The sequence below is a fragment of the Lacibacterium aquatile genome, assembly GCF_042683105.1.
GTDB classification, from domain to species: Bacteria; Pseudomonadota; Alphaproteobacteria; order Elsterales; family Elsteraceae; genus Lacibacterium; species Lacibacterium aquatile.
This window is the reverse complement of record NZ_JBHUIP010000001.1, coordinates 36350-49660: the sequence shown is the minus strand read 5'-3', so window position 1 is coordinate 49660 and position 13311 is coordinate 36350. Positions and strand designations below refer to the sequence as shown.

At 61.2% G+C, this 13311-nt stretch carries 14 protein-coding genes; 10 read left to right on the top strand and 4 right to left on the bottom strand.

The features are described from left to right. Positions 1-9 precede the first annotated feature (9 nt). The 4 genes from ACFSM5_RS00235 to ACFSM5_RS00220 are packed head-to-tail and all read left to right on the top strand — an operon-like array spanning position 10 to position 3136. On the top strand, positions 10-783 hold the full coding sequence (locus ACFSM5_RS00235) for a type III pantothenate kinase (protein ID WP_379873866.1): 774 nt from the start codon (positions 10-12) through the stop codon (positions 781-783). Beyond that, complete coding sequence (locus ACFSM5_RS00230) at positions 780-2465, top strand: ribonuclease J (RefSeq protein WP_379873863.1); 1686 nt, start codon at positions 780-782, stop codon at positions 2463-2465. Before ACFSM5_RS00235 ends, ACFSM5_RS00230 begins: the two co-directional genes overlap by 4 nt. Before the next feature lie 8 nt (positions 2466-2473). Beyond that, positions 2474-2878: a methylmalonyl-CoA epimerase gene (gene mce / locus ACFSM5_RS00225; RefSeq protein ID WP_379873860.1), complete on the top strand. Its 405-nt coding sequence runs from the start codon at positions 2474-2476 to the stop codon at positions 2876-2878. 3 nt (positions 2879-2881) lie between these two features. Continuing rightward, positions 2882-3136 (top strand): DUF1467 family protein, encoded by a 255-nt coding sequence (locus ACFSM5_RS00220; protein ID WP_379873858.1) that lies wholly within the window; start codon positions 2882-2884, stop codon positions 3134-3136. A gap of 9 nt (positions 3137-3145) precedes the next feature. Here the strand turns inward: ACFSM5_RS00220 and ACFSM5_RS00215 are convergent, their stop codons facing one another. Next, on the bottom strand, positions 3146-4966 hold the full coding sequence (locus tag ACFSM5_RS00215) for a hypothetical protein (protein WP_379873856.1): 1821 nt from the start codon (positions 4964-4966) through the stop codon (positions 3146-3148). Between the two features lie 94 nt (positions 4967-5060). Continuing rightward, positions 5061-5903: a LysR substrate-binding domain-containing protein gene (locus ACFSM5_RS00210; protein WP_379873854.1), complete on the bottom strand. Its 843-nt coding sequence runs from the start codon at positions 5901-5903 to the stop codon at positions 5061-5063. 103 nt (positions 5904-6006) lie between these two features. Here ACFSM5_RS00210 and ACFSM5_RS00205 point away from each other — a divergent pair, with 103 nt between their 5' ends. The 5 genes from ACFSM5_RS00205 (at position 6007) to ACFSM5_RS00185 (ending at position 10581) form a co-directional block, all read left to right on the top strand. Continuing rightward, the gene (locus ACFSM5_RS00205) at positions 6007-6417 is read left to right on the top strand and encodes a tautomerase family protein (protein WP_379873851.1); all 411 of its coding nucleotides are present in this window, start codon (positions 6007-6009) and stop codon (positions 6415-6417) included. 360 nt (positions 6418-6777) lie between these two features. After that, entirely contained in the window at positions 6778-7200 is a 423-nt protein-coding gene (locus ACFSM5_RS00200; RefSeq protein ID WP_379873849.1) for a hypothetical protein, read from the top strand. Positions 7201-7284: 84 nt separating this feature from the next. After that, positions 7285-8598: a proline--tRNA ligase gene (gene proS / locus ACFSM5_RS00195; protein WP_379873846.1), complete on the top strand. Its 1314-nt coding sequence runs from the start codon at positions 7285-7287 to the stop codon at positions 8596-8598. Between the two features lie 62 nt (positions 8599-8660). Beyond that, on the top strand, positions 8661-9908 hold the full coding sequence (locus tag ACFSM5_RS00190; protein WP_379874489.1) for a lipoprotein-releasing ABC transporter permease subunit: 1248 nt from the start codon (positions 8661-8663) through the stop codon (positions 9906-9908). After that, the gene (locus ACFSM5_RS00185; RefSeq protein ID WP_379873844.1) at positions 9901-10581 is read left to right on the top strand and encodes an ABC transporter ATP-binding protein; all 681 of its coding nucleotides are present in this window, start codon (positions 9901-9903) and stop codon (positions 10579-10581) included. The genes ACFSM5_RS00190 and ACFSM5_RS00185 overlap by 8 nt, the downstream gene beginning before the upstream one ends. Here ACFSM5_RS00185 and ACFSM5_RS00180 read toward each other — a convergent pair. Then, positions 10553-11467: a LysR family transcriptional regulator gene (locus tag ACFSM5_RS00180; protein ID WP_379873841.1), complete on the bottom strand. Its 915-nt coding sequence runs from the start codon at positions 11465-11467 to the stop codon at positions 10553-10555. The genes ACFSM5_RS00185 and ACFSM5_RS00180 overlap by 29 nt on opposite strands. 111 nt (positions 11468-11578) lie before the next feature. On the opposite strand from ACFSM5_RS00180, the gene ACFSM5_RS00175 reads away from it, so the two are divergent. Further along, on the top strand, positions 11579-12976 hold the full coding sequence (locus ACFSM5_RS00175) for an MFS transporter (protein ID WP_379873838.1): 1398 nt from the start codon (positions 11579-11581) through the stop codon (positions 12974-12976). Here the strand turns inward: ACFSM5_RS00175 and ACFSM5_RS00170 are convergent. Next, on the bottom strand, positions 12966-13310 hold the full coding sequence (locus tag ACFSM5_RS00170) for a hypothetical protein (RefSeq protein ID WP_379873836.1): 345 nt from the start codon (positions 13308-13310) through the stop codon (positions 12966-12968). The genes ACFSM5_RS00175 and ACFSM5_RS00170 overlap by 11 nt on opposite strands. Position 13311 lies beyond the last annotated feature (1 nt).

Genomic DNA, 13311 nt, shown 5'->3' with positions numbered 1-13311 from the left:
ACGACACGCATGCTGCTGGCAATCGACGCGGGCAACACCAATACCGAATTTGCCGTGATGGAGGGGGGCGAGATCCTCGGCTCCTGGCGGATTTCGACCGATAGTCAGCGCACGGCCGACGAATATGGCGTCTGGCTGCTCCAACTGCTGAGCATCTCCAATATCGAGCGGTCCGCCATCGACGGCGCGATCATCGCCTGCGTGGTGCCGGAATCGCTCTTCAATCTGCGCGGTCTCTGCGACAAATACTTCGGCACCAAGCCGATGGTGGTGGGGGATCCTGCGCTCGATCTGGGTATCAGCGCGGATATCGAACGTCCGGCCGAAGTGGGCGCCGACCGGCTGGTGACGGCCCTGGCTGCGCGCGAAAAATTCGGCAACAATCTGATCGTCATCGATTTTGGCACAGCGACCACCTTCGACGTGGTGGACGAGAAGGGTGATTTCGCGGGCGGCGTGATCGCGCCCGGTATCAACCTCTCCATCAAGTCGCTCTATATGGCGGCGGCAAAATTGCCCCGCGTTGACATTCGGCCGACCCAGTCGGTCATTGCCCGCTCCACGGTTCCGGCGATGCAGTCCGGTGTCTTCTGGGGCTATATCGGAATGATCGAAGGGTTGGTTGCCCGTATGCGGGCAGAGCTGGACAGACCTGTCACCATTGTCGCGACCGGGGGGCTTGCAACCATGTTCGCGGGCGCCACTTCGGTCATAGAGAATATCGACAAGACACTCATCTTATCGGGCCTGAGCCTGATCTATTACAGAAACAAGGGTAAATGAGCCTTTATCAATTGAATATGGCGGCTGCCGACAGCCGCGAACTGCTTTTCCTGCCGCTCGGCGGGGCCGGTGAAATCGGCATGAACCTCAACCTCTTCGGCTATGACGGCCGGTGGTTGATGGTGGATCTTGGCGTGACCTTCGGGGATGATTCCACCCCGGTCGACGTGATCATGCCGGACCCCAGCTTCATCGTGGAGCGCAAGAGCGAGCTGGTCGGCATCGTGCTGACCCATGCGCATGAGGATCACATCGGCGCCGTCGCGCATCTGTGGCCGCGCCTGCGCTGCCCGATCTATTGCACGCCCTTCACCGCGAGCGTGCTGCGCCGCAAGCTGGCCGAAGCCGGTCTGGCGCGTGAAGTGCCGCTCCATGAAATTCCGCTGGGTGGTTCTGTCGACCTCGATCCTTTCCAGGTCGAATTCATCTCCATGACCCATTCGATCCTGGAGCCGAGCGCCCTGGCCATCCGCACGCCGGTCGGCACAGTGCTGCATACCGGCGACTGGAAGTTCGATCCCGAGCCGCTGCTGGGCGATGCCGTCGATTTCGACGCTCTGCGACGCCTGGGCGATGAGGGCGTGCTGGCGCTGATCGGCGACAGCACCAACGTCTTCCGCGAAGGTGAAGCCGGTTCCGAAGCCACCGTGCGCGAGGCTTTGACTGAGTTGATCGGCGAATCTGAGAACCGCGTGGCCGTGGCCTGCTTTGCCTCCAACGTTGCGCGCCTGACCTCGGTCTATCACGCTGCCGCCCAGCATGGCCGCAAGGTGGCGCTGGTCGGCCGCTCCTTGCGCAAGATGGACGAGAGCGCCCGGGAGAACGGCTATCTGCAAGGCATTCCCCGCTTCCTGACCGAGGAGGAGGGCGCCCGCGCCGAACCGAACGAGATTGTCCTGCTCTGCACCGGCAGCCAGGGCGAACCGCGCGCGGCGCTGGCCCGCATCGCCAATGGCGATCACCCGAACATCGTGCTGGAAGAGGGCGATACCGTCATCTTCTCCAGCCGTGTCATTCCGGGGAACGAGAAGTCCATCGGCAAGCTCCAGGACAAGCTGGTCCGGGCCGGCGTCGAGCTGATCACCGAGGACGATCACGATATCCATGTTTCCGGCCATCCGGCGCGGGACGAGCTGGCGCGCATGTATTCGCTGATCCGCCCGAAGATCGCAGTGCCGGTCCATGGCGAACTGCGGCATCTGCACGAACATGCCTTCCTGGCCGAAGAATGCCAGGTGCCGCATACAGTCGTGGCCGAGAATGGCGAGGTCGTGAAGCTTGGGCCCGGTACGCCGACGATCCTCGACAAGGTGAATGTCGGTCGGCTTGCCCTCGATGGGTCGCGTCTGGTGCCGCTGTCCGGTCCCTCGATCCGTCAGCGCCAGCGTCTGGTGCAGAATGGCATCGCCGTGGTGACGCTGGTTCTGGGCAGCGATGGCGGTTTGAAGGCCGATCCGGTCCTGGCGCTCCACGGGCTGCTGGATGCCGAGTCGGAAGAAGATCAGAAGCTGGTCACCAAGGCGCGCGATTCGGTGCGTTTTGCCGTTGAAAGCCTTGATGCAGGCTCGCGCAAAAGCGACGATACGCTGCTGAAGGAAACGGCCCGCATCGCCGTGCGCCGCAGCCTTTACAGCACGCTCGGCCTGAAGCCGATTGCCGACGTGCAGATCGTTCGCGTGTGAGGGAATAGATGATCGGTCGCCTGAACCATGTCGCTATTGTCGTGCCGGATCTTGCTGCTGCCACAGCGCTCTATCGCGATGCCCTGGGCGGCAAGGTCTCGGCGCCGGTCGATCTGCCGGAGCATGGGGTGACGACCGTTTTCGTCGAACTGCCGAATACCAAGATCGAACTGCTGCATCCGCTGGGCGAGAATTCCCCGATTGCCGGGTTCCTCGCCAAGAATACGTCGGGCGGGATGCATCACGTCTGTTACGAGGTCGAAGATATCCTGGCCGCGCGCGACCATCTGAAGGCCAGCGGCGCGCGGGTTCTGGGCGATGGCGAGCCGAAGATCGGCGCCCATGGCAAGCCCGTGCTATTCCTGCATCCCAAGGATTTCTGCGGCACCCTGGTTGAGTTGGAGCAAGTCTAGGCGATGGGTCCCGTTTCCGGTTTTGTGGTTTTTGTCATCATCTGGTGGACGGTGCTTTTTGCCATGCTGCCCATCGGGGTGCGCAAGCAGGATGATCCCCTGGTCGGATCGGAGTACGGCGCGCCGGAAAAGCCGATGCTGGGGAAAAAGGCGCTCTGGACCACCGGCGTCAGCATCGTGATCTGGCTGATCGTCTATGCGATCATCGCTTCCGACCTCATCTCCTTCCGGGAGATTATCCAGGACTGGGAAGACTGAAGTCGGCCTTCAACCTGTATAGGTAGAGGCGAGATAATCGGGGCTGGCCTCGATGGCCCTTAGTTCGGCCTGAAGCTCGCCAAGCAGTGCATCAATGACCGGCCGCTTGCTGGATTGCGGTTTATTGGCGAGATAGTTCCGCAGAGTGCTGTCGAGCAGTTTCAGCTGTACAGCCCGGCCTATGATCTCCGATGTGGCGATCTGCTCATATTCTAGCAGCATGGTATCTGCCGCCTTGAGCAGCGGATCGCGGCGGGCGAACATCCCCCTGTCGGTCTCCGTGGCGAATTTCGCGGCGCTCGGCAGCCGTCGTATCGTTGCCTCTTGCCGTGCGGCCAGCCGACCACGGGCGCGGGCCAGCATACCCGTGGCGCTTTTTCTCGCCAGGACTTGACCTGCCGCCTTGACGTGAGCCGCATGGATCTGCCCGTGTAAACGGGTCAATTGCTGCTCGGCAAGGGCAATTGCCTTCTTGACGCCGGGCGCGAGGGGGAGGGCGAGATCGATGGTATGGCGCTCCCCACTATCAACCCAGTTGCTGGCGTCCCAGTCTATTGTCGGGAGGCTGGTGATGGTGCCCGAACCGGTGATTTCACGGTGATCACCATCGTTGTGACGCAGGAATTGATCGTAATAGGCTTCACTGTCTCTGATGCCGCGCGGGTCCCAAGGATAGACGCCGTCTCGCATGCGCCCGGCTTCAAGCGCGGCAGCCGCCGCAGCAACCACATCACGAACCGCAGGGCCAATGCGGACAGCTGCTACAGGCGCAAGTTCGAGTTTTGCGGTATAACGACAGGCAACCGGCACGGGGAATTTACCGCGCCCATGCTCCTCGGAAATCAAGGTGACATCACCGTCCAGGCTAGTTCGGGCGGGACGTATCTGCTGGATGACGACAAAGGCCATCTTTCGAAGCAACTCTTCGTCTTGCGCAGCGGCTTTCTGGTCACCATAGCGCATCGCTGCCAGATCTTGTCCTTCGACGTGACGGGCATTTCGGCCCTGGAGGCTGCCGGATCGATGGGCGATCATGCCTCGGCTCGTAAGGTCCAACGAATTGGTGGCGCCGGTCAGGGCAGACAGATTTCCACCTGCCTCTTTTGCCTCCAAGGCCGACCCAATTCCTTTTCCGATGCCAGACCCTGTGGCGGATAGGGAAGATAGGCCATCCCCCATCATTCCAGCCGCTGCATCAAGGCGTTGCCCCGCTTCCCCGATAACCCGTGCGGTTTGGGTAAGTGAGTTCCCGGCCTCACCGATACGACTGATAGCACCCGATATCGCTCTGGCGGCGTCGGTGACTTGATTGATGGCCGAGACCATGCTGTCTGCGGCGGCTCCAAACGAGACCACCGTCGCATAGACGGCTGCGGCGAATTTTACGAACTCAATCGTGCCTAAGATGATTTTTTCAGCCGTGGTGAAATCAGCGTTCCACAGCATTGCGATATAATGATTTTCGATCAGCAAGCCGTTGATTTCATGCTGCTGTTTCAGCGCCTGCCTGAGCTCTTGCGACGTGCCGATGGATTGGAACCGCGAAGCCCCGGCCCATTCGGGGAAAAATTCTTTAACAAGAGGGTCACCTGATGGCAGGAAAAAAGAGTTGCGAATCAGCGGGCGGTATAATGTTTCGTCGCAGATGATGCGCCGATAATCACTGGCCATCCCCGGCAGTTTACCGCGGACCAACTGCTGAAGACGGCTCAGCTCGACGGCGACTTGAGCCTTGATGTCTCTGACGATACGCCCGTTTGACGAGACTGCGCTATTCACAAGCAATTGCTTGGCAAGCTCGATGTCATCGTAAAAACGGACAAACGTCATCGGCTGATCCACGGTTAAGACTAAGCTGATGATTACGGTAACTTAGATCAAAGGCTTTTAAAATTGTGATCGTTGGATCTTTCTGCCGTGCTTTCTAAGACAAGGATCCCCGGATGATCTCCAACAGCAGATCACGCTCCGGCCAGGGATCGCCGCCGGTATGGGCGATATAGCGGACATCCGGCAGGTCCGGCAGATGCAGGCGCGCGCCGACATCCGCCAGCGGATCCTTCAGCAGATGGCGGGTACGCACCGTGAGGGCGATGCCCGCCTCGGCTGCACCGCGCAGGCCGGTGACGCTGGGACTGGTCAGGGCGAGGCGATAGGGGCGTCCGGCGGTGTCGAGGGCCGAGAGGGCGGCCTGACGATAGCTGCAGGGCGGATCGAACAGGGCGAGCGGCAGCGTGGCATCTGCTTCGAAATCGGTATCCGCCCGGCCGATCCAGATCATCGGCAGGCTGCCCAGGACAGTCCCGCCCTCCATGCCGGGCTTTTCGATCACCACGGCCAGATCATAGAGCCCCTGGTGCAGGCCATCGAGCAGGCTATCCGACCGTTCCACCCGCAGATCGATGGCGGTGCCGGGGCAGGCGGCATTGAAGCGGCGCAACCCGCTGGGCAAGAGGATTTCCGCAATATCCTGGGTCACGCCCAGCCGCAGAGGGCGGGGAGGGGCGGCGTGGAAATCCAACATCGCTTCCTCGTTGATGGCAAGCATGCGTCTTGCCAGCGGCAGCAGCTTCTCGCCCGCCGGGGTCAGGCTGTTGCGCCCGCGCTCGCGCAGGACCAGTGACTGCCCAAGGTCTGCTTCCAGCTTCTGCATCTGCTGGGTCACCGCCGACGCCGTGCGCCCCACGGCCTGAGCGGTTGCCGTGAAGCTATGGCCGCCCGCAATCAGCAGGAAACTGCGCAGGGAGGCGAGGTCGAGATAGCGCATTCAGTTTCTCTTACTGACGAATTAAGGTGTTTCAAATTTTCTTAATTATGCGCCGGGAGTACGGTCTTTTCAACAGCAACCGGCTTTGAAAAGGAAAACTCCGATGCCGATCATCACTGTGACTGTCAGTGCCAATCTTGCCCCGGCGCAGCGCGCGGAAATCGCCGAAGGCGTCTCGGCCCTGACCGCCAAGCATCTGCGCAAGGATCCGAAGATTACCGCCGTGATCGTGAATGCTATCGATCCCGCCACCTGGTTTGTCGGCGGGCTGTCCCTGGCGGATCAGCAGCTCGCCAGCTACTGGCTCGATATCAAGGTGGTAGTCGGCACCAATACGAAGGACGAGAAGGCCGCCTATCTTGCCGCCATCTACGCTTTCATGGCTGAGAAACTGGGGCCGCTTCACGCCGAAAGCTATGCCCTGGTGCACGAGGTTCAGGCCGACGCCTATGGCTTTACCGGGCTGACGCAGGAGCGGCGGTATATCGCCAAGCAATTGGGCGTTTCACTGTGAGCGCTATTTAGACAATGACTGCACATTGGGCAGACATTCTGCCTAATATTCGAACAGCTCTAGAATGAACGCAAAAAAATGAGGCAAGGAAGAAGTTTCTTCCTTGCCACCATGCAGCGCAACAATTATTGTTATTTACGACAAGAGATTTTCTCTCTGTCGACGCCTGGTGGCGATTCCTCCCTAAACTCGGGCCGCGCGGCTTGTTATTTAGTTGCGCGGTCTTTTTTGTGCCCACACTATACGGTCAAGTTTAGTGAGAGTCATCCATTTTTTTGCCACTCTCTGCCTTTAGAGAATGCAACGCGCTTCCTATATAGGATGTGCGGGATTTTCGTGGTGGGACAGGGAGTTAAGGCCATGTGGCAGGGTTCTATGCAACGGTGGCTTCGAAACGGTGCGCTTATTCCTGCGGCAGTCATGCTGTCCGAACCTGCTTTAAGTCAGGTCCGGCAGAATGATCTGACGATCCAGCGTCTGGACTGCCAGCGCCTCTCCAGCCATGTCCCCAACGATGATGTCACTTATAAGCCCAATGCCGACAGCGGCGTTGCGCCCGCCGACCTGCCGGGCAGCGCCGGTAGCCAGGGTGTGCCGGTGACGGCCGATATCAATATCAATGCCCGTCGCTACACCACGACCGTGCTGCCACCCGGCATGTCCCTCGATATGAGCGCCGGTCTTATCACCATCGACGAGCAGGGGAAGGCCTATCTCAACGGCCGACCGTTGAGCGAAAGCGAAAACCAAGCCGTTTATGTGGCCTGCCGCCGCGTGCGATGATCTATTCATTGAGACGCAGGAAAAGAGGCCCTAAAGTCCGGGGCCTCTTTTTTGTTTTAAGCCTTTCCCTCAGACGAGTGTGACATGCGCCTTTCCAAGTTCTTCCTGCCCACCTTGAAAGAAACGCCCGCCGAGGCGCAGATCGCTTCGCATCGTCTGATGCTGCGCGCGGGCATGGTCCGTCAGCAGAGCGCCGGCATCTATGCCTGGCTGCCGCTGGGGCTGCGGGTGCTGAACAAGGTTGCGAACATCGTGCGCGAGGAACAGAACCGCGCGGGCATCAATGAAATCCTGATGCCGACCCTGCAGTCTGCCGACCTTTGGCGCGAAAGCGGTCGTTATGACGACTATGGCCAGGAGATGCTGCGCATCACCGACCGCCATAAGCGCGAGATGCTCTACGGCCCCACGAACGAGGAAATGGTGACGGATATTTTCCGCACCTACGTCCGCTCCTATAAGCAACTGCCCGTGAACCTCTATCACATCCAGTGGAAGTTCCGGGACGAGGTGCGCCCTCGTTTCGGCGTGATGCGTGGCCGTGAATTCCTGATGAAGGATGCCTATTCCTTCGATCTCGACAAGGAATCGGCCGTCAAATCCTACAACAATCACTTCGTGGCCTATCTGCGCACCTATCAGCGCATGGGCCTGAAGGCCATTCCGATGAAGGCCGACACCGGCCCCATCGGCGGCGACCACAGCCATGAATTCATCGTGCTGGCCGAAACCGGCGAGAGCCAGGTCTTCTGCGACAAGGCCTGGGTCGAAACCGACGTGCTGGAAAATCCGCTCGTCAAGGAAAAGGATCTGCAGCCCTTCGTCGATTGGGCGACCGGCATGTATGCCGCGACCGAGGAAAAGCACGATCCGGCAAACTGCCCCGTACCTGCAGAAAACCTCGTCACCGCGCGCGGTATCGAAGTCGGCCATATCTTCTATTTCGGCACGAAGTACTCCGAGCCGATGAAGGCTGCCGTGACGGCGCCGGGCAGCGAGACTGTCACCGTGCACATGGGCTCCTATGGCATCGGTGTCTCGCGTCTGCTGGGCGCGATCATCGAGGCGAGCCACGACGATGCCGGTATCATCTGGCCGGAGTCGGTGGCGCCCTTCAAGATCGGCCTCATCAACATGAAGGTCGGCGATGCGACCTGCGATGCGGCGGCCGAAGACCTCTATGCCAAGTTCGAGGCTGCGGGGGTCGAGGTGCTGCTGGATGACCGCGACGAGCGGGCGGGCGTGAAGTTTGCCGACATGGATCTGATCGGTCTGCCCTGGCAGGTCGTGATCGGTCCGCGCGGCATCGCCAATGGCATGGTCGAAGTGAAGAACCGCAAGACCGGCGAAAAGCGCGAAGTCACCGTCGCTCAAGCTCTAGCCGAACTTTCGGCGTAATTTCGCGTCAAGAAGAAAGCCCCGTGCCTTAAGGTGCGGGGCTTTTTCGATGGGGTAACATGATCTTCTTCTCGGCTTTTGAAAGGCTTATGGCCTTTCGGTATCTCCGGGCCCGGCGGCAGGAGGGGTTCATCTCCGTCATCGCCGGTTTCTCCTTCCTCGGCATCGCCCTGGGCGTTGCGACCCTGATCATCGTCATGGCGGTGATGAACGGCTTTCGGGCCGAGCTGCTGGGGCGCATCCTGGGCTTGAATGGTCATCTGACCATCTCGGCGCCTGCGGGGATGGGGGTGCCGGATTACGGCGGCCTGACCGAGAAGCTGAAGAAGAACCCCGATGTCGTCTATGCCGCTCCGATGGTCGAGGGGCAGGTGATGGTGTCGGCTAACGGTATCGCCGGTGGCGCCCAGGTGCGCGGCATGCGGAGCGAAGATCTCCAGGCCCGCACCCTGATCTCCTCCAACATCCGTTCGGGCAAGCTGGAGGATTTCAAGGACGACGGCGTGTTCGTCGGCACCCGCATGGCCTATCGCATGGGCCTCAAGGTGGGCGACCCGATCACGGTGATCAGCCCCAGCGGGGAGTCGACCGCCTTCGGTTCGGTCCCGCGCATGAAGACCTATACGGTCTCTGGCCTCTTCGAAGTCGGCATGTTCGAATACGACAACTCTTACGTCTATATGCCGATGCAGGCGGCGCAGGTCTTCTTCCGTCTGCCGAATGCTGCGACCGGTATCGAGATCATGTTGTCCAATCCGGACAAGGCCAAGCAGGTGGCGGGCGTCCTCTGGGGCATCGTCGAACAGCCCTTGCGGGTCGTCGATTGGCAGCAGGCGAATTCGACCTTCTTCGCTGCGATTCAGGTGGAGCGGAACGTGATGTTCCTGATCCTGACGCTGATCATCATCGTGGCCTCCTTCAATATCGTCTCCTCCATGATCATGCTAGTCAAAGACAAGGGGCGGGATATCGCCGTGCTGCGCACTATGGGCGCGACGCGCGGCGCGATCATGCGCATCTTCCTGATGTCCGGCGCTTCGATCGGCGTGATCGGCACCTTGGCGGGGACGTTGCTGGGCGTCGCCTTCTGCGTGAATATCGAGGAAATCCGCCAGTTCCTGCAGACATTGCTGAACACGCAGCTGTTCCCTGGCGAGATCTATTTCCTGACCCGCATGCCCGCGAAGATGGAGATCAACGAGGTGGTTCAGGTCGTCACCATGGCGCTGAGCCTGACCGTGCTGGCGACAATTTACCCGGCGTGGCGCGCCGCCCGTCTCGATCCGGTGGAGGCCCTGCGCTATGAGTGACGCGATCCTGCAACTCGACAAGGTCCGCCGCAGCTATAAGACGGCCGAAGCACCGCTGGAAGTGCTGCGCGGTGCCGACCTGACCCTGCGTCCGGGTGAGATGGTGGGGCTGATCGCCCCGTCGGGCGCGGGCAAATCCACGTTGCTGCATATCGCGGGTCTGCTGGAAAATCCGACCGAAGGCAAGGTGCTGGTGGGCGGGCAGGATTGCTCGCGCCTCGACGATGGTGGCCGTACCGCCGTGCGTCGCACGACCATCGGTTTCGTCTATCAGTTCCACCAACTGCTGCCGGAATTCTCGGCCCTGGAGAATGTGATCCTGCCGCAGATGATCGCCGGGGTATCGCGCTCCAAGGCCAAGGTGCGGGCGACCGAGCTGCTGTCGGCGGTCGGGCTGGGCAAGCGCCTCGATCATCGTCCGGCCAAACTGTCGGGCGGCGAGCAGCAGCGTGTCGCCATCGTGCGCGCGATTGCCAATCAGCCCAAGCTGCTGCTGGCGGACGAGCCGACGGGCAACCTCGATCCCACCACGGCTGAGGGGGTCTTCAAGACCTTGCAGGATCTGGTGCGCAACGCCGGGCTTGCTGCCCTGATCGCGACCCATAATCTGGAGCTTGCGGGCCGCATGGACCGGGTCGTGACCCTCAAGGACGGGATATTGGTGGCGGCCTGACGTCGCACACTTTCCGGACGATCCCGCGCAGCCAGCGATGCGCGGGATCGGCATCCTGCCGGGGATGCCACAGCAGGCTGACGGTCAGCTGCGGCATCTCGAACGGCAGACGGAAGCTGACAAAGCCGGTTCGCAGGTTGCCCGTCTGGCGTTCCGGCACGCTGGCAATCAGATCCGATGCCTTCGCCAGAGCCAAGGCCGCTGAAAAGCCGCCGACGCTGGTGGCGATATTTCGCTTAAGGCCCAGGGCATCCAGCGCGTCATCCATCGGGCCCCGGTCGAGGCCACGCCGCGACACCAGGATATGCTGCCCTTCGGCGTAGCGCTCTGGGGTGATCTCGTCCATCGTCAGGGGATGCCCATGCCGGACGACGCCCACAAACCGATCCTGGAATAGCGCCTGAGCGCGTATCTCCGGCCCGCCGGTGCCACTGACCACGCCCGTTTCCAGATCGACGCTGCCATCGCGCAAGCCCGCGCTATCCTTGTCCGGCTTGGGCAGGAAGTGCAGCCGCACGCCGGGCGCCTCCAGCGCGGCCTTGGCGATCAGTTGGGGGCCGAAATTCTCCACGAACCCATCGCTGGACCGCAGGGTGAAACTGCGGTTGAGACGCTTCAAATCCAAAGCCTCGACCGGCCTTAACGCCGCTTCTGCTGCCTCTACGATCTGTCCGACCTGTTCGCGCAGCTCCAGCGCTCTTGGTGTCGGCACCAAGCCGCGACCGGCGCGCACCAGCAGCGGATCGCCCGTCGCTTCCCGCAGACGTGCCAGCGCCCGGCTCATGGCGGAGGGGCTGAGGCGCAGGCGTTTGGCGGCTTTGGTCACATTGCCCTCGGCCAGCAGTACGTCGAGGGTGATCAACAGATTGAGGTCGGGGTGCGCCATGGCTGGATCCTGATATATGGCGTTTCATGCACATATATACTGCAACCGTTGCGTCTTCCGCCATATATGCAAAAGCGATCAACTCCTGAAGTCTCATCACAGGAGAAATCGATGTCATCTCAAGAGGATCGTCATCCCGCACTTGATGCGGGATCTATCGCAAGCCCGAGCAAGATCCCGCATCAAGTGCGGGATGACGTGATTTTAAAAGGGTCGTCACGGCTTGCTCTTGCGGGCCTATCACTCACAGCGCTGCTGGCGGCGTTGGGGACCAGCAGTGCCAACGTTGCGCTGCCCGTTCTCGCATCCGAGTTCGGGGTTAGCTTTGCGGCGGTCCAATGGGTGGTGCTGGCCTATCTGCTCAGCATTACCAGTCTGATCGTCGGTGTGGGGCGTCTGGGCGATATTCTGGGGCGTCGCAGGCTGCTGGTGGTGGGGGTGGTGCTGTTCACACTGGCCTCGATCCTCGGCGGGCTGGCGAGTGATCTGCGTTTCCTGATTGCCGCGCGGGCGCTGCAAGGGGCGGGGGCGGCGGTCATGATGGCGCTGACCATGGCGATGGTGGGCGAGGCGGTGCCAAAAGAGCAGACCGGGCGGGCAATGGGGCTGCTGGGCACCATGTCGGCCATCGGCACCGCCTTGGGGCCGTCGCTGGGCGGTTTGCTGGTCGTGGGCTTAAGCTGGCGGGCGATCTTTTTTATCAATCTGCCGCTTGGGGTGTTGGCTCTATTCCTCGTTGCTCGTTCTCTGCCAAAGGATAAAGCCGCAGCGACACCTCGGCCAAGGTTCGATATTCCCGGCACTCTGCTGCTGGCCGCGACGCTGGCAGCCTATTGTCTGGCGACGACGGGCGGCCCTTGGATCCTGTGGCTTGTCGCCGGGGTCGGGCTGCTGCTGTTTATCGGGGTGGAGAGCAAAACCGCCTCGCCGCTGGTGCGCCTGTCGCTGTTCCGGGATCGCGCTTTGAGCCTCGGCTTTATCCTGGGTCTGGCCGTCATGACCGTGATGATGGCGACCTTGGTCGTTGGGCCGTTCCATCTGGCGGGTGCCTTGGGGCTGGATGCCGCGACGGCCGGGCTGGCGATGTCGGCCGGGCCGGTCGTCTCGGCCTTGAGTGGGTTACCCGCCGGTCGGCTGGTGGATCGGTTCGGCGCGGCAACTATGGTGCGGGTCGGGCTGGCGGTGATGAGCCTGGCCTCAGCGGCGCTTGCCCTGATGCCAATCGGTTTTGGCGTGGCGGGCTATGTCGGGCCGCTGGTCTTTCTGACGGCGGGTTATGCGACGTTTCAGGCCGCGAACAACACTGCTGTCATGAGGGATGTTCCGGCGGATCGGCGCGGCGTCGTTTCAGGGCTGCTGAATCTGTCGCGCAATCTGGGGCTGGTCACCGGGGCGTCGGTGATGGGAACGGTCTACGCCGCGTCGGGGATGAGGGCCACCTTCGGTCTGGCGGTCGCCCTCATCCTTCTGGCCTTGATGTTGGCGCAGGTCGGTCGGCTTAGTCGTTGAAACACTCCGGCCGAATCGGCGGTCCGGCCTTGACCTGCGCCCGTTGGATTTTTTGGCAGGACAGTAACTCCCACACATCGCCGTTAAAGCGATTGACGGCGATGTGTCCCGAGATTGGGTTGGGGCCGCAACTGCTGATCACCTCATAGCCGACGAAATCACGGTCATGTTGGATCGCCAAGGGCTCGACGAAATTGCAATCACCGAAGTAGCCCTTGGCAGCCCGATCTGCGAGCCGTTCGATCTCTGCCTCGCTTGGGGGTGTTCGTGTCGGCAGCGGGGCCGCCGCCATAAGCATCAGAGTTCCGAAACTAAAAAGAAGAGATCGGATCATC